Raw genomic sequence first — 25,706 nt, 5'->3', positions numbered from 1 at the left:
GGGCAACCGCCCGGGTGCGAGCACGTCACCCGAAGTGTCGGAGGTGACCGAGATGGACGGACCCGCGTTGAGCGGATGGGAGCGGCGGCTCCTCGAGGAGATCGAGTCCGATCTGCGCCAGGACACACGGCTCGACCGGAAGCTGAGCACGATGGGCGCCAAGCCGCCCGGTCGGGTCCGGGGCGTGCTCCGCGCAGTGGGGCGCAGGATCTCGGCGGGGGTCGTGCTGACCGCCCTGATGATGACGGCGATCTGCCTCGGCGTGGGCGTACGGACACCCGCCCCCGCGGTGCTGGTCGCGCTCGGTGTGGTCTGGGCGGCCACGGTGGCGGCCGCGGTCGCCGCCTCCGAGCTGCTGCGCCGCCGGCGCACGGCCCGCGGCGCCGCCGGACTGATCGACCCGGCGGAGGCCGGGGAACGTCGGGAGCGCCGCGAGCGGCGCCCATGGGACCGTCCGGAGGCGTGAGCGTGATGACCACCGACCTGTGGGAGTACCGCCCGGGCTCCCATCCCGCCGCCGAGTTCACGCTGGTCGGGTACGAGGTGCGCGCCACCGACGGCCTGGTCGGCCGGGTCGAACAGGACACCGGGGACCACCTGCTGGTCGACGCCGAGCCCTGGGTGCCCGGCACCCGGGTGCTCGTCCCGACCGGACTGGTCGCCCGGCTCGACCACCTCGACCGCGCCGTCCACCTCGACTGCCCGCGCGCCCGGCTCAGTTCCGCCCCGCCCGCGGCCGTCGACCTGACCGCCCCGCACCCGCGCTGAGCGAGGGCGCCATGGGCTGGCCCTCCACCACGCTCACCGGCCGGACGATCGCCTTCCTGGTCGCGCCGTACGGGGCCGAGCAGGTCGAACTGACCGACCCGTGGCAGGCGGTCGCCAAGTCCGGAGGCATTCCGCGGCTGCTGTCCACGGCCGCGGGCCGGGTCCAGGCCGTCCGGCACCGCGCCGCGGGCGACACCTTCGCCGTGGACGCCCTGGTCGCCGACGCCGACCCGGCCGACTACGACGGGCTGGTCCTCCCCGGCGGCGTCGCCAACCCCGACCGGCTGCGCCTGGACCGCCCGGCGGTCGCCTTCGTGCACGCCTGCTGCGCCGCCGGCCGGCCGGTCGCGGCGATCTGCCACGCGGCCTGGACGCTCATCGAGGCCGACGCCGTGCGCGGCCGCACCCTCACCTCCTGGCCCAGCCTGCGCACCGACCTGGTGAACGCCGGCGCGCAGTGGGTGGACGAGCCGGTGCACGTCTGCCACGACGGCCCCGGCCCGCTCGTCACCAGCCGCAAGCCCGGCGACCTGCCGCTGTTCGACGACGCCTTCGTGACGGAGTTCGCCCACGTGACGGCGAAGCGGCGGGGGTGAGCGGGGGCGGGCAGGAGTCGGTGGTCAGTCGCCCCGGAGACGGACGAAGGTGGCGGTGGGCGGCCGGCCGGTGAGGGTGAGTTCGGCCCTGAGCGGGGACGTCAGCGGGTGGACCGGGCCGTGGTCGGGGTCGGTGGCGGGCGGGCCGAGCAGCGGGCGGACGACCTCGGCGACCTCGCGGGACTGGACCGGGGTGAGCCGCGGGGTGGTCAGGAACACCCGGCCGTCGTCGAGCTGGAGGACCAGCGCCTGCGGGTGGGCGGCCGGGCCGGTGACGGCGCGGACGGTGGCGTCGAGGGTGTCGCTGCGACGGTACTTGACCCAGACGCGGCCCGCGCCACGCGGGCGGTAGGGGGCGGCGGCGGCCTTGCAGACCAGGCCCTCCACCCCGGTGTCCGCGAGCCGCTCCATCCACTCCAGCGCCTCCGCCCGGTCCGTGGTGGCCATGACCGGCTGGACCGGCGGCGGGACGTCGGCGAGCGCGGCGAGCAGCAGTCGGCGGCGGTCGGTGAGCGGCAGCCGGCGGATGTCGCGGCCGGGCAGCGCCAGCACGTCGAAGGCGATCAGGCCGAGCGCCACCTCGGGGGCGGCGGCCCTGGCCCGGGGGGTGTGCAGCAACTCGCCGAAGGCGAACCGGCCGTCGCGCCAGGCGACCAGCTCGGCGTCCAGCACCAGCCCCTCCGGCAGCCGGGCGACAGCGGCGGCGATCGACGGGAACTCGGGGGCGAGGTCGCGGCCGCTGCGGGACTGGAGGTACGCGGGACGCTCGCCCCGGGCGAAGGCGACGCAGCGGAAGCCGTCCAGCTTCAGCTCGTACTGCACGCCTCCGCCACCCAGGCCGTCGGCGGGCGGGACGGAGGTCACGGCGGCCGGGCGCATCACCTCGACAGGCGGGTGCAGCACCTGACGCGCCGGTGGTTCCGGTCCGGCGGCGGCTCTCCGTCGGGCGGTCCTCCGTCCGGTCGGTTCCGCTCCGGCCGCCGAGGGCGCGGACGGCAGCGGCCTGGCCCGCCCCGGGTCCAGCAGCGGGGCGAGCAGGTCGCCGTGCGCGGCGAGCCGGCCGGGCACCTCGGCGAGCGTGAAGACCAGGTCCCGCTCGTCGGCGGCCGCGTCGAGTTCCGCCCAGGCCAGCGGGGTGGAGACGGTCGGCAGCGGCCGGGCCCGCAGGGTGTACGGCGCGGCGGTGGTCTTCTTGGCGTTGTTCTGCGACCAGTCGACCAGCACCCGGCCCCGGCGGCGGGCCTTGGCCATGGTGTGCACCACCAGCTCCGGGCGCTCGGCCTCCAGGGCGGCGGCCAGCGCCTTCGCGTACGCGGAGACCCGGGCGCTCGGCGTGGGCTCGATCGGGACCAGCAGGTGCAGGCCCTTGGATCCCGAGGTCTTCACCCAGGCGGCCAGGCCGTCCGCCGCGAGCCGCTCGCGCAGCAGCAGCGCGACCGTGCGGCAGGTGAGCACGTCCGCGCCCTCGCCGGGGTCGAGGTCCAGCACCAGCCGGTCGGCGAGGGCCGGCGTGGCCGCGTGCCACTGCGGGACGTGCAGTTCCAGGCAGCCCAGGTTGGCGAGCGCGAGCAGCGCCGCGCCGTTCTCCAGCACCACCTGGCGCAGCTCGCCGGTGTTGCTCGGCACGTCGACCGTGCGCACCCAGTCCGGGGTGCCGGGCGGCGGGTTCTTGGCGACGAACACCTCCGCCTCGACGCCGTCCGGGCAGCGCAGGAAGGAGACCGGGCGGTCGCGCAGGTGCGGGAGCAGCGCGGTGTGCGCGGCGGCGTAGTAGCGCAGCACCTCGCCCTTGGGGGTGCCGGTGCGCGGGTAGTAGACCTTGTCGAGGTGGGACAGCGCGAGGGTGCGCCCGTCCACCGTCATCTGCGGCACGGTCCGCCTCCGACCGCTCCGCCGGTTCCGGGGCTTCCGGGGCCTCCGGCCCGGTGGCCCCCGGGCGGCCGCTCCGCCGGCGAGCGCACCGCGTCACCCCCGCGGGCGGGCGACCGGCCGGGGCGCGCCCGGGTAGGTGCCGAAGAACCAGCGGTTGCCCTCCGGGTCGGCGGCGGTGAAGTCGCGCGAGCCGTAGTCGGTTTCGTACAGCCCGCTGACGATCCGGGCCCCGGCGGCCACCGCGCGGGCGTGCACGCCGTCCGGGTCGGCGGTGACCACGTACGCGGTGAAGCCGCCCGGCCTGCTCGGCCAGGGCTCGTCGCCCTCGGGCGTCCGGCGGTCGGAGCCGAGCATCACGCCGCCGCCCTCGGGCCAGGCGAGTTCGGCGTGCGCGACGAAGTCGCCCTCGCCGTAGGTGACGACCTCCCGGAAGCCGAAGGCGTCGACCAGGAAGCGGATCAGGGCCCGGGCGTCGGTGGCGCGCAGGTTGGGCCAGACCTGCGGGGCGGGGGTCTCGGTGGCGTCCACGGCTCGCTCACTCCTCGGGAAGCACGGGCGGTTCCGCCTTCCACTCTGCGGCCGCACCGGCCGTCCCGGCCTCCCGGCGCCGGGCCGGGGTCGCGGGCGGGGGCGGGGCTGCTTATGGTGAGGACGCGGTCACCCGGCCTCCGCTCCGCCGGAGGGAGCCCGGGAGCACCGCCGGGGGAGGCGGGGGGACCAGCGGGGGGAACCACCGACGAAGGAGTCCCCGTGACCACTGCCCGAGACATCATGCACACCGGCGCCCAGTGCATCGGCGCCCACCAGACGCTGGCCGAGGCCTCGCGGATGATGCGTGACAAGAACGTGGGTGCGCTGCCGATCTGCGGCGACGACCAGAAGCTGAAGGGCATCATCACCGACCGCGACATCGTGCTGCGATGTATCGCGGAGGGCAAGGACCCGGCCAAGATGACGGCCATGGAACTGGCCGGCCACCTGCACTGCGTGCGCGCCGAGGACAGCATGGAGGTGGTGCTGCGCAAGATGGAGCAGCACCAGATCCGGCGCATCCCGGTGATCGACGGGGACCGGCTGGTGGGCATGATCAGCGAGGCCGACCTGGCGATGGGCCACCGCGACGGCCAGCGGCTCACGGACCAGCAGATCATCGAGTTCATGGACAGCGTCTACATGAAGCACTGACCGCCCCGCACCCCGCCGGACCCGTGCCGAGGTCCGCTGCCGTCGGGAAGCACGACGAGGCCGCCGCACCCCGGGATGGGGTGCGGCGGCCTCGGTGCGCGCGGTCTCGGCGCAGGGGGTCCTACTTGGTCAGACCGGCCTTGCCGGAGCAGATCGGCCAGGCGTTCGGGCCCTGGGCAGCCAGGACCTTCTCGCCGATGGCGATCTGCTGGTCCTTGGTGGCCTGGTGGGCCTGCGGGGCGTAGGCGGTGCCACCGAAGGCGGCCCAGGTGCTCTGGGTGAACTGCAGGCCGCCGGAGAAGCCGTTGCCGGAGTTGATCGCCCAGTTGCCGGTCGCCTCACAGGCGGCGACCTTGTCCCAGACCGAAGCCGGCGCGGCGGAGGCGCTGGTAGCCGTGACGAGGCCGGCCACCGGTAGGGCGGTGACCGCCCCGGCCATCAGAGCCATCCGGACGCGGTTGCGGCGCTTCGGGGTGGCAGTGGTGGTGGCAGCGGCGGTCTCGTTACGGAAGGTCATGGTGTTCCTTTCGGAGGGTTCTGCGAGCGCGCGGAACCAGGCCCTCGGAAGGCCGTCGGTTTCGGGGACACGTCACTCGCGTGGTCCTGCACCGTTGTGCTCGGGGGCGGTCGGCCCGGCCGGAGCGAATCGCTCGGTGCAACAGGTTCGAAGTTACGGGTGCGGTCGGGGCGGTTTCAAGGATTCGAAGGTTTGGCCACGTCAGAGGCCGGTTACCGGGGGTAAGGATCAAAGAAATGTGGCGATTTCACCCGATTTGCCACCATTTTCAAGATCGAAGAGCCCTCTGAAGTGGCCCGCGCCACTCCGGATCCGCCCCGGAACCGCTGTGAGGCCGCCCACACGGTCGACAGCGCGTGACGGTCGGCCAGCCGCCGGTGCCGATTCCGCCGCCGCGGCCGTCCGCCCGGGTGGCCCGGGCCACAGGCCTCACCCGGAGTGCCCGGTGCCGTCACCGTCGGTGGCGGGCATAGCCTCACCCCCATGAGCAACGAGAGCGATGCGGCGGACACGGCGGACGCGGGAGACGTGGACGCCGGTACGGGCGGGACGGCGGACGCCGCTCCCGGAGGGGCCGCCGCGGCGGGGGCGCCGACCGGGGCCGGGGACCACGAGGCCGCGGCCGCGCCCGCGGGCTTCGAGCTGGGCACCGACGGCCCCGGCGTGATCCTGGCGGGCCTGGACGGCTCGGACTCCTCCTGGCGCGCCACCGCCTACGCCGCCGGACTGGCCCGCCGGCAGGGCGCCGTCCTCGCGGTGGCGTACATCCAGCCGATCCTCGGCGCCGCGACCGCCCTGGCCGGGGCCGCGGTGGAGGAGACCACCCGGGAGATCGCCGAGGAACTGCTGGCCGCGCTGCGCGAGGCCGAGCACCGGGTGCGCGAGGTGTGGAAGGTGGAGTGGCGCTTCCTGACCATGCGCGGCGACCCGTACACCGGCCTCGCCAAGCTCGCGGACGAGCTGCGCGCCGACGCCGTGGTGGTCGGCGTCTCCGAGCAGGCCGGGCACAAGGTGATCGGATCGGTGGCGGTCCGGCTGGTGAAGGCCGGCCGCTGGCCGGTCACCGTCGTGCCGTAGCCCCCTGTAGGGGTGGTGGGGCGGCGGGGCGGCCGCCGGGAGGCGGCCGGTAGGGTGCGTGACCATGACGGACACGCGGGGCACGCACCCCTCCGAGCCCGCCCACCCGACCGGGAACGACCTCCACCTCGACCTCCCCGCCACCGGCGGCCGCCGCGCCGCCCTGATGGCGGCCCTGCGCGAGGCGATCCGCAGCGGCAGACTCGCCCCCGGCACCCGGCTGCCGCCCTACCGCACCCTCGCCGCCGACCTCGGCCTGGCCCGCAACACCGCCGCCGAGGCCTACGCCGAACTCGTCGCGGAGGGCTGGCTGACCGCCCGGCAGGGCTCCGGCACCACCGTCGCCGAACGCGCCGAACCCGTTCCGCGCACCCGGGCCCGCCGGCCCTCCCGCCGCCCCGGCCCCATCCACGACCTGCGCCAGGGCCGACCCGACGCCTCCTCCTTCCCCCGAACCGCCTGGCTCGCCGCCGCCCGTCGCGCCCTGACCGCCGCCCCCAACGAGGCCTTCGGCCCCGGCGACTCGCAGGGCCGGCGCGAACTGCGCACCGTGCTCGCCGACTACCTCGCCCGCGCCCGGGGCGTGCGCACCGACCCCGACCGGATCGTGGTCTGCTCCGGCTTCGCCCACGCGCTGCGGCTGCTCTTCGACGGCGCCGCGCCCGTCCTGCCGCCCGCCGAGCACGGCCCGCTGGCCGTCGAGGCGTACGGGCTGGGCTTCCACCGCGGGCTGCTGGCCGCCGCCGGCGTCCCCACCGTCCCGCTGCCGATCGACGAACGGGGCGCCAGGACGGGCGACTTGGCGCAGCACCCGGACGTCCGGACGGCGCTGCTCACCCCCGCCCACCAGTTCCCCACCGGCGGCCCGCTGCAGCCGGGCCGCCGCGCCGCCGTCGTCGACTGGGCGCGCGGGCGCGGCGGGCTCGTCCTGGAGGACGACTACGACGGGGAGTTCCGCTACGACCGCCAGCCGGTCGGCTCCCTCCAGGGCCTCGACCCCGAACGGGTGGTCTACCTCGGCAGCACCAGCAAGAGCCTGACCCCCGCGCTGCGGCTCGGCTGGATGGTGCTGCCCGACCACCTGGTGGACCGGGCGCTCGCCGCCAAGGGGGAACGCGAGGGCTGGGCCAGCGCCCTCGACCAGCTGACCCTCGCCGAGTTCATCGACTCCGGCGGCTACGACCGGCACGTGCGCCGGATGCGCCGCCGCTACCGGGAGCGCCGGGACCAGCTGGTGGCCGCGCTCGCCGCCCGCGCCCCGCACGTCGAGGTGTCCGGCATCGCGGCCGGCCTGCACGCGGTGCTGCGCCTGGAGCCGGGCACCGAGCGCTCGGTGCTCAAGGCCGCCGCCTACCGGGGCCTGGCCGTCGAAGGGCTCGCCGACTACCGGCACCCGGCGGTCGGCGAGGACGCGATGCCCGCCGTCGACGGCCTGGTGGTCGGCTACGCCACGCCGTCGGACCACGCCTACCCGGCGGCGCTCGGCGCGCTCTGCGACATCCTGCCGCCGAGCGCGTGACCGGGCTGTGCACCGAAGGGCGTGGTTCGGGGCCGGGGGAGGGGCGGCGAAGCATAGGCCCCCGGGTCGGCCCGTGGGGCCGGAACGCGGGCGGGCCGGTGCGCGGTGTCCGCTCGCCGCTCCTGCGTCGGTACGGACCGGGGCAGAGGAGCGCAACCCTGGCGGAATCGGCGCCTACGCTCCTTGGTCATGCGCAGAACACACCTGAGTCGCGCCGCGCTCGCCGCATGTCCGGCCCTCGTCGTCGGACTGCTCCTCTCCGCCGCCCCCGCCGCCCGGGCCGACAGCCAACTGCCGCTCACGGCCGTCTCCGACAAGCAGACGACCGTACGCGGCGGCGAGTTCACGCTCACCCTGACGCTGACCAACCCGTACGACACCCCGATCCAGTTCGTCTACCAGAGCGTCCAGGAGACCTACGCCACCAGCCTGGAGACCGGTCTCAAGTTCAGCGCGACCGCCTGCGGCACCCAGACCAACGGGTGCAGTGACAACGTCCACGGCGGCATAGCCCGTTACAACGTGCCGCTCGCCCCCGGTGCCAGCAGCGCCTTCACGGTGACGTACACCGTCGCCCCCGACTCGGCCTGCGGCCCCGCCACCCGGATCGACTTCTACTCCTACCTGTACTACGAGTACAACGGCGGCGAGTCCAACAACTCGGGCATCGTCGGCGTCCCCGGCACCCAGGTCGCCTGCGCCTGACCTCCGCCGCAACCGCGGGCGGCGTCGGAGCCGCGGGCGTCGCCGGACCGACGTCGCCGGACCGGCCTCGCCGCGTGGGATTCCCGGTGCGGACCCCACTGCGCACCCCCGTTCACCCGTCAGGTGCCGGTTTCCCCCGTGCCGGCCCTGGCGGGCCGTTCGTTTGTCCGCGGCCGGAACGGTGTGCCGGGTTGATGCCGGGTGACGGCCTCCGGGTCGTTCGGCAGGGTTCCGGCCAGGGGGAAGGTCGTTGGTAGCACGGGGGCCGCCGGGGCGAACGGATGTTCCCGGAGTTTGTGGGGTCATGGGGGCGGACCGGCCGAGATTCACCCTATCGGGGGGTAGTCGGCCCTCGTACGGGACCGGTCGGGCCCTGGTGATCTAGGGTTCCGGATGAGTCGCCGGGAGACGGTGGCCACACTTCGCGAAACTCGCCAACGCCACCACCAGTAAGCGGATCTGATGATTCGCCATGCCATGCGCCAGGACGGGCCCGTACGCCCCTGGACGTGTGACCCGATCACAGGAATGGAGAGCCCTGCCGATGACCGTGGACACGAGCCCGGAGGCAGTGCAGGCCAAGCAGCAGAGCCTTGCGACGGCTGCTGCCCGGAACCTTGCCACCACGACCAAGTCCGCACCGCAGATGCAGGAGATCACCTCCCGCTGGCTGCTCAAGGTGCTCCCCTGGGTCCAGGCCGCCGGTGGCGCCTACCGCGTCAACCGTCGGCTCACCTACGCCGTGGGCAACGGTGTGGTGGAGTTCATCAAGACGGGCTCCCAGGTCCGGGTGATTCCGGCCGAGCTGGGCGAGCTGGCGCTGCTGCGCGGATTCGAGGACGAGGACGTCCTCACCGCCCTGGCCGACCGTTGCCAGCAGCGGGACTTCGGCCCCGGCGAGGTGCTCACCAACCAGGGCGAGGCCGCCGACAAGATCTTCCTGATCGCGCACGGCAAGGTCAACAAGATCGGCACCGGCAAGTACGGTGACGACACCGTGGTCGGCGTGGCCGGCGACGGCGACCGCTTCGGCGACGACGCGCTGCTGAACCCCGACGCCGTCTGGGAGTTCACCGCCAAGACCGCCACCGCCGGTGTCGCCCTGACGCTGACCCGGGCGGACTTCGCCGCCATCCGGGACAACGCCCCCAGCCTCCAGGAGCACCTCCAGGGCTTCCTGGCCCTGCCGCTCCAGGCGCAGAACGAGCGCGGCGAGGCCGAGATCGCCATGTCGGCCGGCCACCACGGCGAGTTCGAGCTGCCCGGCGCCTTCGTGGACTACGAGCTCAAGCCCCGTGAGTACGAGCTGAGCGTCGCGCAGACCGTCCTCAAGGTCCACACCCGCGTCGCGGACCTGTACAACCAGCCGATGAACCAGACCGAGCACCAGCTGCGGCTGACGATCGAGGCCCTGCGCGAGCGCCAGGAGCACGAGCTCGTCAACAACCCGGAGTTCGGCCTGCTCAACAACGCCGACTTCGACCAGCGCATCCAGACCCACTCCGGCCCGCCCACCCCGGACGACCTGGACGAGCTGCTCAACCGCCGCCGCGACCCCGACTACCTGCTGGCCCACCCGCGGACCATCGCCGCGATCGGCCGGGAGTTCAACGCCCGCGGGCTGTACCCCAGCCACGTCGACCTCGGCGGACAGCAGGTGCCGGCCTGGCGCGGGGTGCCGATCCTGCCGTGCAACAAGATCCCGGTCACCAAGGAGAACACGAGCTCGATCCTCGTGATCCGTACCGGTGAGGACAACCAGGGCGTCATCGGCCTGCACCAGACCGGTATCCCGGACGAGTACCAGCCGTCGCTGTCGGTCCGCTTCATGGGCATCGACGAGAAGGCGATCATCTCGTACCTGGTCAGCGCCTACTACTCGGCCGCCATCCTGGTGCCGGACGCGGTCGGCGTGCTGGAGAACGTGGAGATCGCGAACCGTCCCAGCTGAGCGCGGAGAACGGCGAGCACGGGGCCGTCACCGGTCGGCTCGAAGATCGTTTGACCTGATGGCGGACGGCCCGCCCCCGAAGGCGGGCCGTCCGCCTGACCGTGTCTGATCACTTCTGGTCGTACCCGACGGAGTTCTGTCGGGAATGTGGCCGAGTTCGGTCTCTTCGCCGGTTCTGCCCGTTCAACCCGTTCCTCCGGGGCCGGTCGGCCCGCGGCCGTTCCGTCCTCCCCGGACGATCCGAGAGGTGTGTGGAGCCCATGCCCGTGCGTCGGCAGATCCGCCGGATATCGCCCGGTGGCGGTGGGGGCGCGGCCCGCGGGCGACGGGTACGGCTGCTCGGCGCGTCGGCCGGCGTGGTCGCGGTCTGCGCGCTGGTCACCGGTGCGACCGCGTCCGGCGCCGGCCACCCCGGCGGGTACCCGCACGGCCCGGTGGTGGACGTCTGCGTGTGCGACGAGACCGACGTGTCGATGTCGGTGGGGCCGGACGGTCGGGTGAGCATCGGCGTGGACGTGGACGTCCAGGTCGGGGTCGGCGTCGCGCCGGGCCTCGGCCCGGGGCATCACGGGCACTGGCCCCCGCACGGGCACCACCCCTGCCACTCGCCCACCCCCACGCCGACTCCCAGTACCACGTCGTCGCCGAGCCCGAGTTCAAGCCCGAGCCCGATCCCCACTCCGACGCCGACAATGCCGTCGCCCAGTCAGACACCGGCCCCCAGCCCGTCGCCCGCGTCACCCACGCCCCCGGCATCCCCGGCGCCGTCCGCTCCCGCATCACCGCCGGCACCTGTTCCGTCGCCCGTGCCGCCCGCGCCCGTCCCGGCCCCCGCGCCGCCCGCCCCGGCACCGGCCGTGCCCGCGCCCGATCCGGCGGTCCCCGCGCCCGCGGCCCAGAGCCCCGCGGTGCCCGGCACGTCCGCCCCCGGTTCGGCGGCCTCGCCGAGTGCGGCGCGTCCGAGTCCGCTGTGGCCGACTCCGTCGGCGCAGGCGGTGTTCCACGTCCCCAGGTCGCAGCCCAAGGCCATGGCCAAGCAGCACCAGGGCACCTCGATGACCACCACACTGCTGGTGATCATGGTCCCGGGGGTGCTCGCGGCGGTGGCCCTGCGTCCTGGGCGTGGTGGTGGCCGAGGACGCGGCCGTTCGGGCCCGTCCTGACCTCCTCCTGACGGCCCGCCGGGCGGTTGCCGGCCGACGGCGGGCCACGCTCCCCGGCCAGGGGCGCCCCACCGACCTTTCCGTTACGTCACAAGCCAAGCCAGAGAAGGGAGTTCCCATGTCCGAGTGGGTGGCGGTGGTCATCGCCTTGGCGTCGGCCTGTGCCGTCGTGGTGGCGGTGGTGGTACTCAGGCAGCGCCGGCCGATCGCGGCGGACAGCACCGACGAGACCCCGGACGTCATCGAGTACATCACGATGATGATCGGGGTGGTCTACGCGATCGTCCTCGGTCTCGCCATCGCGGGTGTCTGGGAGGCGCGCGGCGCCGCCCAGGACGACCTGTTCCGCGAGGCGCAGTCGCTGCGCGAGGTGAGCGACCGCGCGGTGATCTACCCGGCGGAGTTCCGTGACCAGGTCCGGGCCGACGTGGACGCCTACGTCTCGTACGTGGTGAACACCGAGTGGTCCTACATGCAGGAGAACGGGGGCATCACCGAGAAGGGCGACCAGCTGCTCCTGAAGCTCCAGAACGACGTCGCCACCCGGTCGCCCGCCTCCGACCTGGAGTCGCAGGGCTACCAGCCGATCATGGACCGGGTCAGCCAGGCCTCCGAGGCCCGCAACTCGCGTGGCCAGAACGCCGGGCCGACGATGCCCGGGGTGGTGTGGTTCGGCCTGATCGGCGGGGCGGTGGTGACCGTCGGCATGCTGTTCGCGCTGCAGATCCGGCGCACGCCCAGGGAGTTGACGCTGGCGCTCTGCTTCAGCGTGCTGATCGCCTTCCTGCTGTTCATGATCTGGGACTTCGACAATCCCTTCTCCCGGAGCGTCTCGGTGACCACCCAGCCGTTCGAGGACCTCTTCCCCGAGCTCAACCTCGGCGGCTGAGCGCGGGGTACGGGGCCACGGGGTTGAGGCACCGAGGCGCCGAGGGGCCAGGCGCCGAGGGGCGGGATCCGGGCGGATGATCTTCGGATAATCTTGCCCGGATCGTCGTGGGTCGGCCCCCGACGGAGAGAACGAGGGGGTCCTCAGCAGTGTCCGACCCGACGCCGGATCTCGGCGCCCACTACCCACCGGCCCGCCCGGAGCGCGCCTGGTGGTGGCTGCCCGCCTCGGAGCGGCTGCGGCGGAAGAAGCAGCGCCGGGTCTGGGAGGACTACCGGGAGCGCTACCGCAAGGAGGACCACGCCAAGGCCCAGCGGCGCAAGCACTTCCGGAACGAGGGCGCGGACTGCTGCTTCGACGGCTGCTGCGAGATCGCCGATCCCTGCCTGATCGTCCTGATCCCGGTGATGATGGTCTCCGGCGTCCGCTTCGCCCTCACCGGGTGGCGCGGGCACCGGACGGCCGACCCGTCCGCCCCCGCCCCGCGCGGGTTCGCGGCCGGGGTGCTGTACGGCGCGGTGCGCTACTACCGCACCGAGGTCAGCCCCCGCCGCCCGGCCTGCTGCCCGTACACGCCGTCCTGCTCGACCTACGCGGTGCAGGCGCTGCACCGGCACGGTGCGGTGCGCGGGGCCTGGCTGACGGCCGGGCGGCTGCTGCGCTGCCGTCCGGGCGCGGGCGGGACGGACCCGGTGCCGCCGGGCCGTGGCCGGACGCGCTGAGGCCGATCGGGCCGCGCCCGGGCGGGACGGGTACGGCAGGACGAGCCGCGGGTGGCCCGCACGGATGCTCCGTGCGGGCCACCACTCGTTTCCGACGGATCGTCAGCGCAGGCTGCTGTCCATCGAGTTGAGCATCGTGCCGGCGGCGTCGTCGTTCTCCAGGGAGAAGGCGAACAGCCCGCCCAGGCCCTTGCTCTTGGCGTACGCCCCGCGTGCCTGGACGGCCTGCGGGGTGTCACCGGTCCAGAAGTTGGTGCCGTCGTAGACCCAGCTGCTCTCGGTGACCGGGTCCCAGTGGGTCTGGGCCGCGGTCGGGTTGAGCTCCTTCCAGGCGGCGAGGCCGGCCTCCTGGCTCAGCGGCTTCTTCGCCGTCGGGCCGGTCGCGCTCTGGTACAGGCCGTAGTTGGAGCCGGCCGGGACACCGGTCCAGCCGCGCCAGTAGAACGGGATGCCCAGCACGATCTTGTTCGCCGGGAAGCCGCCGGGGATGCCGTACTCGGGCAGGCCGGTGGTGTACGCGGCGAGCGTGGTGTCCACGTTGTACTTGCGGGTGCCCGGGGTGATCGGCGTGGTCGGGTCGGCCGGGCTGTCGTGCAGCGGGTCCTGGTGGTTGGTCGGGCCCGTGGCGTCCCAGGCGCCGTGCATGTCGTAGGACATCACGTCGGCGTAGTCCAGGTAGGCGCCGATCTTGTCGGTCTCCAGCTGGGCGATCTTGTCCTGGCCGCTGGGCAGCGCGGCGGTCAGCAGGTACCGCTTGCCCTGGGCGGTGCCGAGGGCGTCCAGCTGGGTGCGGAACTCCTTGAGCAGCAGGGTGAAGTTCTGCTTGTCGGCCGCGGAGTAGTGGTTGCCGGTGTGGCCGCCGGCCGAGCCCGGGTACTCCCAGTCGAGGTCGATGCCGTCGAAGAGGCCGGCCGCCGAGGCCGGACCGCCGGAGGCGTCACCGGCCACGCCGGTCGGCAGGTTCCCCTTGAGGAACATGTCGACGCACGAGGAGACGAAGGCCTTGCGGGAGGAGTCGGTGGCCGCCGCGTCGGAGAAGTACTTGGAGTACGTCCAGCCGCCGATCGAGATGGTGAAGCGCAGGTTCGGGTACTTGGCCTTCAGCTGGCGCAGCTGGTTGAAGTTGCCCTTGAGCGGCTGCTCCCAGGTGTCGGCGGTGCCGTCCACGCTGGTGCCGGAGCCGTAGTCGGCCTGGTAGTCGGCGTAGGCGTCGCCCGCGCCGTCACCGGCGTTCGGGTTGGACTCGTTGGCCGAGTCGGAGGCCTTCACCGCCTGGAAGCAGGTGAACCTGGTCGGGTCGATGTTGGCGAACGCGTAGTGGACGACGTCCAGCTTGGCCGCCGCGCCGCTGGTGTCGACGTTCTTCGCGTTGTACGCGTTCTCGTAGACGCCCCACTGGTCGAAGTAGGCCGAGCGGACCGGCTGTTGGGCGGGGGCCGCCGCGGTCGTGGTGCTCACCGGCGCGGACTGGGCGGAGGCGTGGCTGCCGGAGTAGCCCTGGACGCTGAAGGTGTAGCTCCTGCCCGGCAGCAGCGAGCTGACCGTGACGGAGGTGCCCATCGAGGTGGCGACCAGCTGGCCGTTGGACCACACCTTGTACGCGACCGCGCCGTCACCGCTGGTGAGGGTGGACGGCTGCCAGGTGAGCACCACCGCGTTGGACGTCGTCCTGGTGGCCGCGAAGCCGGTCGGCGTGGTGACCTTGCCGTCCCCGGCCGGGCCGCTCGCGGTGGCCGTCGGGGTCGGGGTGGTGGTCGTGGGGGTGCCCGTCGGGCTTCCGGTGGCGGTGGGGCTGCCCGTCGCGGTGGGGCTCGCCGTGGCGGTGGGGCTGGCCGTGGCGGTGGGGCTCGCGGTGGCCGTCGGGCTGGCGGTCGAGGTGGGGCCGGCCGGGCCGGTCAGCGTGAGGTCGTCCGCGTAGTACGTGCCGGTGCCGTACCAGCCGTGGGTGAAGACCGTCACGGAGGTCGTGGTGGCACCGGTGGTGAAGGTGGTGCTCAGCTGGTTCCAGCCGGTCCCGCCGGGTGTCCAGACCGAGGAGTTGACGCCGGTTCCGGTGGCGCCCAGGTAGACGTAGCTGCCCTGGACCCAGCCGGCCAGGGTGTACGTGGTGTTCGGCTGGACGGTGACGGTCTGCTGGCACTGCGCGGTGTCGCCGGCCGAGGCGGCGCCGCTGAGCGCGTGGGTCCCAGCGTGCACCGGGGTGGTGACGACCGACCCGTTGGAGCAGGTCCAGCCGGCCAGGGTGCCGGCCTCGAAGTCGCCGTTGGCGAGCAGGTTGACCGGGGCCGCCGAGGCGGAGCCGAAGGTCAGGGCGATGGCGGCGCCGCTGGTGGTCAGGGTGGCGGCCAGGGCCAGTGCGGTGGCCCTTCTGCGGTGGGCGGCCCGGCGGCCGGCGCGCTCCCCGGAGGGGTGAGCGGGCCGTGCGGGCAGGACACGGTCGTGCATGCGGTGGGTCCTCCGGATGTGTGGGGGTTTCCGGCGGTGCGGTGGCCCGGGTGGGCCGAGGGGAGCCGGCCCGGGCGCGGTGGGGGCGCGCGGGCAGGGTGACGCGTGCTGACGGGCGGTGCGCGGACACGACGGGCGGCCGACCCGTGCACGTCACGACTGAACAGATTGGACTGGACCAATATTCGCCGTCAAGGGTGTCCGCCCGCTGGACCGCTTCCGGCCGGGTCGGCGGCGGCCCGGTAGGTTGGCCGGTACGAGCAGGCCCGTCGAACGGAGGAGGCGCGATGGACAGCCAGGACTGGGACGACCGCTACGCCGCGAGCGAGCTGGTGTGGGGCGCCGCGCCCAACCAGTGGGTGGTCCGCGAACTGACCGGCCGAACCCCCGGCCACGCCCTCGACCTGGCCGCCGGTGAGGGCCGCAACGCCATCTGGCTGGCCACCCAGGGCTGGGAGGTCACCGGACTGGACTTCTCCGCCGTCGCCCTGGAACGCGCCGAACGCCTCACCGCCGACCTGCCCGACGAGGTCGCCGACCGGCTCACCTGGCGCCACGGCGACGCCCGCGCGCTGGAAGCCCCCGCCGCGGGCTACGACCTCGTCCTGGTCGCCTACCTGCAACTCCCCGCCGCGGACCGCCGGGCCGCCCTGCGCCGCGCCGCCGACGCGCTCGCTCCCGGCGGCACCCTGCTGGTCCTCGGGCACGACCTCAGCAACCTCACCGAGGGCGTCGGCGGGCCGCAGGACCCGGCCGTGCTCTTCACCCCGGAGGACGTCCTGGCCGACCTCGCCGACCACGGGCTGCGCACCGTCCGGGCCGAGCGGGTGCACCGTGTGGTCGGCGGGGAGCCGGGCCACAAGGGCGGCGAGACCGACGGGGGCGGTGGGGCGGCTGACGGTGGCCGGGCCGCGGTGGACGCGCTGGTCCGGCTGGAGCGGAGCACCGGCTGACGCACCCGGCCGACGGGGCCCGCGGCGAGGTCCGCCCGCCCCTGCCGGCCGGCGGCGCCTGATCCGCCTGGCGGCGTACGACAGCTGACGATACGTCAACTAGCTTGTGGGCATGAGGACTCGTGCGCTCGGGGCGGCCGCCGTGGCCGCCGCCCTGCTGCTGGCCGGATGCGGTGGCTCGGGCTCAGGAACCGGTGCGTCGCCGGCCGGCAGCCCGCCGGTCGACGCGCCGTCGGGGGGTGCGCCGCCGGCCGACCCGCCGTCGGCCGGTGCCGAGCGCCGCGCCGACGGCGCCCGGCTGCTCTACCGCCCCGGCGGCGGGCACAGCGCGCAGAACCCGGCCTTCGCCCCGGACGGCCGCTCGGTGCTGCTCACCGAGTTCAGCGGGGGCTACAACAAGGGCGACGCCGCCCTCGGCATCCTCCCGCTGGACGGCGGCGCGCCGCGCAAGGTGGTGGAGGATCCCGACAAGGCGGCCGTCAACCTCCCCGGCACCAGCTGGAACGCCGCCGCCGACGCCTTCGCCTTCGCCACCGACCGGGAGTCGGAGCACGACGAGGTCTGGCTGATGAGGCCGGGCGGCTCCCCTGAGCGGGTGACCAGGCACAGCGACGGCAGCGGCTACAGCGAGCCGAGCTTCTCCCCGGACGGCGAGTGGATCGTCTTCCAGCAGAGCCGGGAACCGGAGCACGCCGCCGGGCAGGGCGACCCGGCCGGGCGGGACTCGATCCGGAAGGTCCGCCGAGGTGGCGGCGAGCCCGTCCTGCTGGTGGACGGCCCGGGCACCGGCACCGACAACCGGCAGCCGAACTGGTCCCCGAAGGGCGACCGGATCGTCTTCCAGCGCCGGAGCGCGGGCCGTGACGACTGGTCACTGTGGACGGTGGGCGCGGACGGCGGCGGACTGCGGCGGGTCACCGACGTCCCGGGCGAGCACACCGACCCGAGCTGGTCCCCGGACGGCCGCTTCCTGGTGTTCTCCTCCAACCTGGGGGACCTGCCGAACGCCCAGGTCTTCGTGGTCGACGCGGAGGGCGGAACCCCCGCCCGGGTGACCCACGACGACACCGCCTACGACGGCGCGCCGAGCTGGTCCCCGGACGGGCGGTGGATCGCCTTCGAGTCCGCTCCGGGCGGCGAGACCAACCCCGCCGCCCTCTGGCGCGTCCCCGCGCCCGCTAACCCGCAGTGATCGTCACCACCGAGTACTGGGCGACGGTCAGCGGTACGCTGACCGTCGAGCCGGTGACGGTGTACGGGACGGCCTTGGGCGCCGGGTCGGTGCCGTCCGGGCTGGCGACCGTGACGGCGGTGACGCTCGCCCCGGCCGGGAGGGCGTAGGAGAGCGTGCAGTTGGCGGGTGCGCTGCGGAACGCCGCCGGGGTGTCGGCGAAGTTGCTGAAGTTCACCAGGTGGACGACGGTGTCGGCGCCGAGCCGTCGGGCGTCCAGGAAGATCCGGCGGTCCCCGGCCAGGGTGACGGCCGGCGGGGCGGACTGCCGTACCGCGGTGAGCAGTTGGTCCGCCGAGGCCTGGTCGGTCTTGGTCAGGTAGCTCAGCCCGGGCAGTGTCTTGACGTACCAGCAGCTGCCACTGCCGTAGGAGTTCTGCCTGGTGGCGGGCAGAGGGTCGGCCCTGCGCAGGCCGAGCACGTCGGAGAGTGCGAACTCGCTGCGCTGACCGCCCAGTTCGTCCAGTGCGGTGGGTGCCGGACCGGTGATGACGATCGTCCCGCCGGCCGAGACGAAGCCGCGCAGCAGCGCCGCCTCGGTGTCCGAGACCGCCTGGAGGTTGGGCAGCAGCAGGACCTTGAACCGGGCCAGGTCCTCGGCGGTCAGGCCGGGGCTGGGCACCGTGTCGAACGGGACGTGGGCGTAGACCAGCGCCTTGACGGCGCCCCGGAACTCGCCGAGCCAGGGCAGCGAGGCGCAGCTCATCTGCGGGTCGTCGCCGCCCCACCAGTCGGCGATCCCGGCCGGGGCCGTGGCGTTGACGTACATCCCGTTGCCCTCGCCCGGGGCCACGTAGTCCCGCGACGGGGCCGAGTGGTAGACGCCGACCTGCGCGATCGAGACCGGGTCGTAGAGCTTCGCCTGGTTGGTGCGCACGAAGCGGTACATCCGGGTGCGCATCGCGCCGTCCACGGTGTCGTTCTTGAACGGGGTCTTCACCTCGTACGGGTTGCACCCGGCCGCGATCAGCTGGGACATCACCAGCGAGGCGTCGTCGGCCTGCCAGCCGTAGGAGAACGCCCAGGCGGGCTTGGTGCCGCTGGCGGCGCGGGCGTACTTGTACATGGAGATCAGGCAGATCCAGTCGGAGGCGGTGGCGTGCCGCATGCCGTCGTAGTTGCCGAGGATGTCCACCTCCCAGACCTGGCTGACGGCGCCCGGCGCCTGGCGCAGGTAGCCGCCGTCCAGGCCGATCGAGGTGGCGTAGCGGTAGTCCATCGACACGGTCTCGACGAAGGTGACCAGGTCGGGGTTGACCGAGCGGCCCGCGTCGGCGATGTCCAGTTGGAACCGGAGCAGGTTGCGGTGGCGCCACTCGACGTAGCGGCGGAAGACCGGGTCGGCGAAGTTCTGGGCCTTGGGCAGGTCGAGGCCGGTGTCGGCCCTGAACGCGGCCGCGCCCCAGGTGGAGGCGTCGCACCAGGAGAGCACGCCGTCGAAGTAGATCGGGACGTCCGGCCAGATGCCGTCCACGCCGGTCGCGGCCACGCCCTTGATCCGGTTGAGGTAGTAGTCCCGCCAGGGGGAGTTGGGGCTGAGCCAGACGCTCTCGTCGCCCGGGTCGACCCAGACCACCACGCTGCCGTAGAACACGTTGGGCTTGCCGGCGAGGTCGCGCTGGACCCAGTTCTTGCCCTGGTCGTTCTTGTAGAAGGAGCGGCCCTTCTCCCCGCCGGGGGAGATCAGTTCCAGCGACGGGTAGTACATGACGACCTTGAGGCCGGCGGCGTGGGCGAGGTTGGTGAACATCTTCACCTCGGCCATGTGGGCGGCGAACTGGGCGTCGGTGAGCCAGTCGGAGAGCAGGGTGTCCAGCTCGATGACGCTGACCTCCTGTGCCTTGAGGGCGTCCACGTAGCTCTGCATGTCGGCGGGCTCGTTGAAGGTGCCGTCGGCGATGCGGGCGTAGCGGGCCCAGTCCGGCCACACCTGTGCGGCGGCGGTGTCGGTGCGCAGGCCGGCCCGCCGCGCCTGCGGCCAGAGGCCGTCGTACTGCGCGGTGCCGTGGTCGGTGTCCGGCGCCGCGGCGGCCCAGGCCGCGCCGCCGGGCAGCAGCCGGGCGGTGGCCAGCGCGCCGCCCGCGCCGAGGCCGGCCCGGAGCAGCCGGCGGCGGCCGAGGCGGGAGCCTCCCGGGCGTCCCGGTGCCGGGTGCTGTGCGGTTCCTTCGTGCCGTTCGGTTCCTTCGTGCTGCTCGGGCATGGTGGTCCCCCCAGCGTGAGCGGGCCGGCGCGGGTCGGCCCCGGCCCGGGAACGGTCGTGAGCACTGCGATGGGTGCGGACGGCGGCGCCGTCCCGGGGCCGACCCTAGACCGCGCGCCGCCCCGGCCGTCCGGTCACGGTCGACGGCTACGCCAGACGTCGGACCGCCGGTTCCCTCAGTGTGCGGACCGTCGTCGGGGGTTCGGAGGTCCGGGGGTGAGGTCTGGGGGCGGCGGGGGTGAGGCCCGGGGGAGTACGGGGTAGGGGTGCTCCCAGGACACCGTCGATGATCATAAATTCTCTACAGTGCTGTAGATTCGCGGCACGGGCGGTGGCAGAACGAGGAGGACGCGATGAGCGTTTCGCTGGCCAAGGGGCAGAAGATCAGCCTGGAGAAGCCGGGCGGCGGGCAGCTGAGCCTGGTCCGGATGGGCCTCGGCTGGAAGGCGGCGGAGCGCAAGGGCTTCCTCGCCAAGCTGCTCGCCGCCGGCCGGGAGATCGACCTGGACGCCTCGGCGGTGCTGTTCGCCCAGGGGCGGCCGGTGGACGTGGTGTTCTTCCAGCACCTCAACAGCAACGACGGCTCGGTCCGGCACAGCGGGGACAACCTGGTCGGCGGCGCGGGCGACGCGACCGACGACGAGTCGATCACGGTCGACCTGACCGCCGTCGCCGCCGAGGTCGACCAGATCGTCTTCACCGTGAACTCCTTCACCGGGCAGACCTTCCAGGAGGTCGAGGCGGCCTTCTGCCGGCTCGTCGACGAGACCACCGGCGTCGAGCTGGCGCGCTACACGCTCACCGGCGGCGGCCCGTACACCGCCCAGGTCATGGCGAAGGTGCAGCGCACGGCGACCGGTTGGCAGATGACCGCGATCGGCCAGCCGGCCGGCGGGCGGACCTTCCAGGACCTGATGCCGGAGCTGGTCAAGTACCTCTGAGCCCCGTGGCGGGGCCCGGCGCCGGGCGTCAGTCGATGTCGCGGCGCCGGAAACCGACCAGGGCCAGGGCGATCAGGGCGGCCGCGACCAGGGTGAGCACGGCGAGTGGCGTCCAGTCCATCGGGGCCGCCGGGAGCCGGGGCACCTGCCCGTACGGGGAGAGCCGTTCCAGGCCTGCGGGGAGGTCGAGCAGCGGGCCCAGGTAGCCGATCACGAACGCGTACGCGGGCACCAGCCAGGCCAGTGGGGTGGCCCTAGGCAGCCAGCCGTAGACCGCGGCGGCGAAACCCACCGTCACCCACTGGGCGGGCGCGAAGGCCAGCGCCGCGCCGGTCAGCCGCAGGAACGCGCCCCCGTCGCCGCTGGACAGCGCCCCGGCCAGGCCGAAGCCCACGCCCGCCGCGAGCAGCACGGCGGTGGAGCCCAGCAATGCCGCCGCCAGGTGCCCGCCCAGCCAGGCCGACCGTGAGACGCCGGTGACCAGCACCGGCACCGCCCGTCCCGCGCTCTCCTCGGCGCGCGGGCGCAGCGTGGCCAGCACCGCGTGGACGCCCGCGACCACCGCGACGACCAGCATGGTCAGCGCGGCGTAGGAGTCGGCGAGGGTGTGCCCGCCGAGCCGGTCCAGCGCCTCCCGGATCCGGTCGACGCCCTTGAGCATCGAGTCGGCGTCGCCGAGCAGCGAGCCGTACATCGCGCCGAGCAGCAGCAGGGCGGCCGCGAAGCCGCCGAGCAGGCCGCGGTGCAGGCGCAGCGCGAGGCCGAGCGGGGTGCCCAGGGCCGGGCTGCCGGTGGCCGGGCCGGGACGGGCGGCGCGCAGGCCGGCGCCGTGGTCCCGTCGGCTGCTGAGCGCGAACCCGGCGGCGGTGGTCGCGGCGGTCAGGGCGAGTGCGGGCAGCAGCGGCCACCAGCGGTCGTCCACGAAGGGGTAGCTGCGCTGCAGCCAGCCGATCGGGGAGGCCCAGGAGAGCGCGCCCGAGCCGGCGTCCCCGGCGGCGCGCAGCGCGTAGGCGGCGCCGAGCACGGTGAGGGCCAGCCCGGAGGCGGTCCGGGCGTGCGCGCTGAGCTGGACGGTGACGGCGGCCACCGCGGCGAACAGCAGCCCGGCGAGGGCGGTCGCGGCGCCGTACAGCGCCGATCCGGCGGCGGTGAGGCCGGGGATGCCCAGCGCGGGCAGGCCGGCCGCGAGCAGCAGGCCGAGTGCGAGGTCGGCGACGGCGGCGGTGGCCAGGGCGGCGGCGAGCGGGGCGTGCCGGCCGACGGCGGCGGAGCGGACCAGTTCGGCGCGGCCGCTCTCCTCCTCGGCGCGGCTGTGCCGGGTGACGGTCAGGACGCTCAGCAGGCCGGCCAGGACGGCCAGCAGGCCGAGCATCCGGTGGCCGAGCATGGCGCCCCAGGTGTAGTCGGCCAGGTAGTGGGCCGGGCCGCTCATGGCGAGCAGTGCCGGGTTGTCCGAGCCGTGCGCGATGGCGGCGCGGTCGGCGGCGGTCGGGTAGACGGAGCGGACGCTGTCGGCGGTGGCCAGGGTGACCAGCCAGAGGCCGAGGACCCAGACGGACAGCCGGAACCGGTCGCGGCGCAGGGCGAAGCGGAGCAGCGTGGCGGTGCCGGCCAGGGTGGTGCCGGCTGGGCGGCGGGGTACGGCGGTGCGGCCGGTGGCCGGTCCGGCGGCGGTGGCGGTCATCGCAGGGCCTCGGTGTGGTGCCCGTTGGCGGCCAGCTCGTCGCCGTAGTGGCGCAGCATCAGCTCCTCCAGGGTGGGCGGGTGGCTGACCAGGCCGCGCAGTCCGGCCGCGCTCAGGAGCCGTACGGCGGCGTCGAGTTCGCTGCTGTCCACGGCGAACCGGACCAGGTCGCCCTCGGTGCGCAGGCCGTGCACGCCGGTCAGCGCGTCCAGTCCGGCGACCGGGCGCAGGGTGCGGGCTTCGACGGTGGTGCGGGTGAGGTGGCGCAGTTCGTCGAGGGTGCCGCTCTGCACGACCCGGCCGTGCCGGATGATGCTGACCCGGTCGCCCAGCTTCTCCACCTCGTCCAGGATGTGGCTGGAGAGCAGGACGGTGCGGCCCTCCTGCTTGGCCTGGCGCACGACGTCCTGGAAGACCACCTCCATCAGCGGGTCGAGGCCGGAGGTCGGCTCGTCGAGCAGCAGCAGCTCGGCGTCGGAGGCGAGCGCGGCGACGATGGCGACCTTCTGCCGGTTGCCCTTGGAGTAGCTGCGGCCCTTCTTGGTGGGGTCGAGGTCGAAGCGCTCGACCAGCTCGTCGCGGCGGCGGCGGTCGAGCCGGCCGCGCAGCCGGGAGAGCAGGTCGATGGCCTCGCCGCCGGTGAGGTTGGGCCAGAGCTCGACGTCGCCGGGCACGTAGGCGAGGCGGCGGTGCAGTTCGACGGCGTCGTGCCACGGGTCCCTGCCGAGCATCCGGGCGCTGCCGCCGTCGGCGCGCAGCAGGCCGAGCAGGACGCGGATGGTCGTGGACTTCCCGGATCCGTTGGGGCCGAGGAAGCCGTGGACCTCGCCGGTCTCGACGGTCAGGTCGAGGCCGTCCAGCGCGGTGGTCCGGCCGAAGGTCTTGCGCAGGCCGGACAGGGTGATGGCCTTGGTCATACTTCTGAAGCTACCGTAGTTTCAGAAAAACGTGAATATTGGGAAGACGTTAAAGTCGACATCGGGGACGAGTGATCACCGGAAAGGGGCGCGGGGATGGTACAGGGAAGCAGGGGGCCGGGGAAGTCGGAGGAGGAGCACGAGGACACGGCGGTGTCCGACTTCGTCGAGCGCTTCGCGGCGGAGCTGGTGGTCGCGGGCATGGGCCGGATGCCCTCCCGGATCTTCTCCTGCCTGATGGCGGAGGAGAGCGGGGTGCTCACCTCCGCCGAACTCTCCGAACGGCTGCGGATCAGCCCGGCCGCCGTCTCCGGCGCGATGCGCTACCTGACCCAGATCGGCTTGGTCGCCAAGGAGCGCGAGCCCGGCTCCCGGCGGGACCGCTACCGGGTGCTCGACGACGTCTGGTTCGCGTCGCTGACCCGGCGCGACGAGAACATGCTGCGCTGGATCCGGGTGCTGCGCGACGGCGAGGCCACCGTCGGCGCCGGCACCGCGGCGGGGGAGCGGCTGGCGGAGAGTGCCGCCTTCTTCGAGTTCATGATCGACGAGCTGCACGGGATGCTGGGCCGCTGGCGCGAGCACCGCGCGGCCCAGGGGCTGTGAACGAGGGGGCGCGGGTTCCCCGGGAGGAACCCGCGCCCCCGTCCGGTCACTTCGTCGGGGCGGCCGACGGTGAGAAGGCGGCGCTGGGGGTGGTGCCGGGTGCCGCGCTCGGGGTGTCCGTCGCGGTGGGGGTGGGGGTGGGGCAGCCCGGCAGCGGCGTCGCCGTCGGGGTGCCGGTGGGCGTGGCGGTCGGGGACGGGGAGCCCGTCGGGGTGGGCGTGCCGGTGGGCGTGGCCGTCGGGTCCGGGCAGGCGGTGGGCGTACCGGTCGGCGTGCCCGTGGGCGTGCCGGTCGGGGTCGCCGTCGGGGAGCTGCCGCCGCCCGGGGTGGTCGTCGGCGTCGCGGACGGCGAGGTCGAACCGCCGGGTGTGGGAGTGGTGGTGGTGCCCGGGCTCGGCGTCGGCTGGGCGCTCGGCGACTGGTCCGGGGTGGGCGTGACCGGAGCGGGCGGCTGCGGATCCGTGGTGGGCGTGCCGCCGGCGCCCGGGCCCGAACCGTCGGCCGGGAGCGTCGGGAGGCCCGGCGCGGGTGGCGAGGTGGGCGGGACCAGCGGCCCCGGCCGGTTCGGGACGGTGGCCACCGCGCCGCTGCCGAAGTGCGCCATCCAGTTGCGGACCGTCCGCAGGTACTCGCCGGAGTTGTTGTAGCTGAGCACCGCCCGGTCGAGCTGCGCCGGGTCGGCGAGGTCGCGGCCGCCGGCGCACAGGTAGCGGCCGGCGGTCTCGGTGGCGTCGAAGACGTTGTTCGGGTCGGCCTTGCCGTCACCGTTGGCGTCCACGCCCCAGGAGGCCCAGGTGGACGGGATGAACTGCATCGGCCCGACGGCGCGGTCCCAACGGGCGTCGCCGTCGTAGCGGCCACCGTCGGTGTCGGCTATCGCGGCGAAGCCGTTGCCGTCCAGCGCCGGGCCGAGGATCGGCGTCAGGGTCGTGCCCGCGGCGTCCACCTGACCGCCGTTGGCCTGGCCGGACTCCACCTGGCCGATCGCGGCGAGCAGCTGCCAGGGCAGGTGGCAGCCCGGCGAGCGCTGCGCCAGCGAGGCCTCGGCCTGGCGGTAGGCGGCGAAGACGGTGGCGGGCAGGGAGGCTCCGGTGGCCGCGAACGGGCCGGCCGAGGGCAGGCCGGGCAGCGCGCCGGGCGGCTGCGGGAGCTGGACGGTGCCGCCGCCGTCGGCCGGCACGCCGGTGCCGAAGGTGCCGGGGGCGTCCGTCGAGGGGCCGCCGCCGGGCAGCAGGCGGCCGGCGCCCTGGCTCGCGGTGTCGTTCGCCGGGCCGGCGTCGGCGACCGCGACCGGGGCGAGCCCGATGCCCGTCACCTGAGAGCCGGTCAGCGCGGCCAGCGCGGCGAAGGCCGCAGCCGTCCCCGTGACCCGCTTGCCGATCCGGAGCTTGCGCCCGCCCGTGGTTTTGCCGATCCGCACCGTCATCCGCTGCCCCTCCCCGTCGCCGTCCGGACCTTCCCCGAACGGTTGAGCTGTCGTCATCGTGCCCGCCCAGTCGAGGACGGGGCCCGCCGCCGGGACGATTAGTATCACGACGATCTGACAGGGACAGGGTGACCGGGAGACGGACCGGAGCCCTCCGAGGGGTTAACTCGGCACTTCAGCCGGGGTGCGGCCCCGCTCCGGGGGTCCGCGACCTGTCGCCTCGTCGGCGCCGCCCGGCGGCAACTCCCGCGGCGAAGCCGAAAGTTGACCGTGGGACCAACTGTGGTGGGACGGGCGCCACCCGGCGCCGGACCGGCGGTTCGGAGCACGGGGGTGGTG

General features: G+C 74.2%; 22 protein-coding genes and 2 pseudogenes. 14 read left to right on the top strand and 10 right to left on the bottom strand.

Annotated features, from left to right (window positions below; genetic code table 11):
* Nucleotides 1–52 precede the first annotated feature (52 nt).
* Genes ACGF13_RS22915 through ACGF13_RS22905 form a run of 3 tightly spaced genes read left to right on the top strand, consistent with a single transcriptional unit; the run spans nt 53 to nt 1,364 of the window.
* A complete protein-coding gene (locus tag ACGF13_RS22915) occupies nt 53–466 on the top strand; it encodes a hypothetical protein (RefSeq protein ID WP_392877922.1) in 414 nt (137 codons plus the stop codon).
* Nucleotides 463–768 (top strand): PRC-barrel domain containing protein, encoded by a 306-nt coding sequence (locus tag ACGF13_RS22910; protein ID WP_392877921.1) that lies wholly within the window; start codon nt 463–465, stop codon nt 766–768. Before ACGF13_RS22915 ends, ACGF13_RS22910 begins: the two co-directional genes overlap by 4 nt.
* An 11-nt stretch (nt 769–779) precedes the next feature.
* Nucleotides 780–1,364 (top strand): type 1 glutamine amidotransferase domain-containing protein, encoded by a 585-nt coding sequence (locus ACGF13_RS22905; protein WP_392877919.1) that lies wholly within the window; start codon nt 780–782, stop codon nt 1,362–1,364.
* Nucleotides 1,365–1,388: 24 nt separating this feature from the next.
* On the opposite strand, the gene ACGF13_RS22900 is transcribed toward ACGF13_RS22905, so the two are convergent.
* The 3 genes and pseudogenes from ACGF13_RS22900 to ACGF13_RS22890 form a co-directional block, all read right to left on the bottom strand.
* Nucleotides 1,389–2,243 (bottom strand): DNA ligase, encoded by an 855-nt coding sequence (locus ACGF13_RS22900; RefSeq protein ID WP_392878204.1) that lies wholly within the window; start codon nt 2,241–2,243, stop codon nt 1,389–1,391.
* 114 nt (nt 2,244–2,357) lie between these two features.
* Nucleotides 2,358–3,227 (bottom strand): annotated as a pseudogene (gene ligD, locus ACGF13_RS22895) (non-homologous end-joining DNA ligase); the annotation flags it as partial.
* A 102-nt stretch (nt 3,228–3,329) separates the two neighbouring features.
* Complete coding sequence (locus ACGF13_RS22890; protein ID WP_392877917.1) at nt 3,330–3,764, bottom strand: VOC family protein; 435 nt, start codon at nt 3,762–3,764, stop codon at nt 3,330–3,332.
* Between the two features lie 222 nt (nt 3,765–3,986).
* Between ACGF13_RS22890 and ACGF13_RS22885 the strand changes: the two genes are divergently transcribed.
* Entirely contained in the window at nt 3,987–4,421 is a 435-nt protein-coding gene (locus ACGF13_RS22885) for a CBS domain-containing protein (RefSeq protein WP_392877915.1), read from the top strand.
* A 124-nt stretch (nt 4,422–4,545) separates the two neighbouring features.
* Here the strand turns inward: ACGF13_RS22885 and ACGF13_RS22880 are convergent.
* Nucleotides 4,546–4,869: pseudogene (locus ACGF13_RS22880) on the bottom strand (transglycosylase family protein); the annotation flags it as partial.
* Nucleotides 4,870–5,580: 711 nt separating this feature from the next.
* Between ACGF13_RS22880 and ACGF13_RS22875 the strand changes: the two are divergent.
* The 4 genes from ACGF13_RS22875 to ACGF13_RS22860 all read left to right on the top strand — a co-directional run bounded on the left by ACGF13_RS22875 (nt 5,581) and on the right by ACGF13_RS22860 (nt 10,190).
* Nucleotides 5,581–6,015 carry a universal stress protein gene (locus tag ACGF13_RS22875; RefSeq protein WP_392878202.1) on the top strand — a complete coding sequence of 145 codons (435 nt, stop codon included), beginning with the start codon at nt 5,581–5,583 and terminating at the stop codon, nt 6,013–6,015.
* Nucleotides 6,016–6,079: 64 nt separating this feature from the next.
* The gene (locus tag ACGF13_RS22870) at nt 6,080–7,534 is read left to right on the top strand and encodes a PLP-dependent aminotransferase family protein (RefSeq protein ID WP_392877914.1); all 1,455 of its coding nucleotides are present in this window, start codon (nt 6,080–6,082) and stop codon (nt 7,532–7,534) included.
* A 189-nt stretch (nt 7,535–7,723) separates the two neighbouring features.
* A complete protein-coding gene (locus tag ACGF13_RS22865; protein WP_392877912.1) occupies nt 7,724–8,239 on the top strand; it encodes a hypothetical protein in 516 nt (171 codons plus the stop codon).
* A gap of 544 nt (nt 8,240–8,783) precedes the next feature.
* Nucleotides 8,784–10,190 (top strand): family 2B encapsulin nanocompartment shell protein, encoded by a 1,407-nt coding sequence (locus ACGF13_RS22860; protein WP_392877910.1) that lies wholly within the window; start codon nt 8,784–8,786, stop codon nt 10,188–10,190.
* Nucleotides 10,191–10,896: 706 nt separating this feature from the next.
* On the opposite strand, the gene ACGF13_RS22855 is transcribed toward ACGF13_RS22860, so the two are convergent.
* A complete protein-coding gene (locus ACGF13_RS22855) occupies nt 10,897–11,271 on the bottom strand; it encodes a hypothetical protein (protein WP_392877909.1) in 375 nt (124 codons plus the stop codon).
* Between the two features lie 200 nt (nt 11,272–11,471).
* On the opposite strand from ACGF13_RS22855, the gene ACGF13_RS22850 reads away from it, so the two are divergent.
* The gene (locus ACGF13_RS22850; protein ID WP_392877907.1) at nt 11,472–12,242 is read left to right on the top strand and encodes a hypothetical protein; all 771 of its coding nucleotides are present in this window, start codon (nt 11,472–11,474) and stop codon (nt 12,240–12,242) included.
* A 149-nt stretch (nt 12,243–12,391) separates the two neighbouring features.
* A complete protein-coding gene (yidD, locus tag ACGF13_RS22845) occupies nt 12,392–12,964 on the top strand; it encodes a membrane protein insertion efficiency factor YidD (RefSeq protein WP_392877905.1) in 573 nt (190 codons plus the stop codon).
* A gap of 102 nt (nt 12,965–13,066) precedes the next feature.
* Here the strand turns inward: yidD and ACGF13_RS22840 are convergent, their stop codons facing one another.
* Complete coding sequence (locus ACGF13_RS22840; protein WP_392877903.1) at nt 13,067–15,409, bottom strand: glycosyl hydrolase family 18 protein; 2,343 nt, start codon at nt 15,407–15,409, stop codon at nt 13,067–13,069.
* A gap of 287 nt (nt 15,410–15,696) precedes the next feature.
* On the opposite strand from ACGF13_RS22840, the gene ACGF13_RS22835 reads away from it, so the two are divergent.
* Together ACGF13_RS22835 and ACGF13_RS22830 are read left to right on the top strand one after the other, a co-directional pair.
* Complete coding sequence (locus ACGF13_RS22835) at nt 15,697–16,362, top strand: class I SAM-dependent methyltransferase (protein WP_392877901.1); 666 nt, start codon at nt 15,697–15,699, stop codon at nt 16,360–16,362.
* A 112-nt stretch (nt 16,363–16,474) separates the two neighbouring features.
* Entirely contained in the window at nt 16,475–17,554 is a 1,080-nt protein-coding gene (locus ACGF13_RS22830; protein WP_392877899.1) for a TolB family protein, read from the top strand.
* Here the strand turns inward: ACGF13_RS22830 and ACGF13_RS22825 are convergent.
* A complete protein-coding gene (locus ACGF13_RS22825) occupies nt 17,541–19,793 on the bottom strand; it encodes a hypothetical protein (protein ID WP_392877897.1) in 2,253 nt (750 codons plus the stop codon). The genes ACGF13_RS22830 and ACGF13_RS22825 overlap by 14 nt on opposite strands.
* A gap of 353 nt (nt 19,794–20,146) precedes the next feature.
* Between ACGF13_RS22825 and ACGF13_RS22820 the strand changes: the two genes are divergently transcribed.
* The gene (locus ACGF13_RS22820; protein ID WP_392877895.1) at nt 20,147–20,734 is read left to right on the top strand and encodes a TerD family protein; all 588 of its coding nucleotides are present in this window, start codon (nt 20,147–20,149) and stop codon (nt 20,732–20,734) included.
* A 28-nt stretch (nt 20,735–20,762) separates the two neighbouring features.
* On the opposite strand, the gene ACGF13_RS22815 is transcribed toward ACGF13_RS22820, so the two are convergent.
* Complete coding sequence (locus ACGF13_RS22815; RefSeq protein WP_392877894.1) at nt 20,763–22,418, bottom strand: ABC transporter permease; 1,656 nt, start codon at nt 22,416–22,418, stop codon at nt 20,763–20,765.
* Complete coding sequence (locus tag ACGF13_RS22810; protein ID WP_392877892.1) at nt 22,415–23,335, bottom strand: ABC transporter ATP-binding protein; 921 nt, start codon at nt 23,333–23,335, stop codon at nt 22,415–22,417. Before ACGF13_RS22810 ends, ACGF13_RS22815 begins: the two co-directional genes overlap by 4 nt.
* 96 nt (nt 23,336–23,431) lie before the next feature.
* Between ACGF13_RS22810 and ACGF13_RS22805 the strand changes: the two genes are divergently transcribed.
* Nucleotides 23,432–23,941 carry a GbsR/MarR family transcriptional regulator gene (locus tag ACGF13_RS22805; protein WP_392877890.1) on the top strand — a complete coding sequence of 170 codons (510 nt, stop codon included), beginning with the start codon at nt 23,432–23,434 and terminating at the stop codon, nt 23,939–23,941.
* A 46-nt stretch (nt 23,942–23,987) separates the two neighbouring features.
* Here the strand turns inward: ACGF13_RS22805 and ACGF13_RS22800 are convergent, their stop codons facing one another.
* Nucleotides 23,988–25,367 (bottom strand): lytic murein transglycosylase, encoded by a 1,380-nt coding sequence (locus ACGF13_RS22800; RefSeq protein WP_392877888.1) that lies wholly within the window; start codon nt 25,365–25,367, stop codon nt 23,988–23,990.
* Between the last annotated feature and the right edge of the window lie 339 nt (nt 25,368–25,706).

Source organism: Kitasatospora sp. NPDC048286 (genome assembly GCF_043201735.1).
In the GTDB taxonomy this organism is placed as follows: Bacteria; Actinomycetota; Actinomycetes; order Streptomycetales; family Streptomycetaceae; genus Kitasatospora.
Note: the sequence above shows the minus strand (reverse complement) of the source record. Positions and strands in the feature narration are given on the sequence as shown.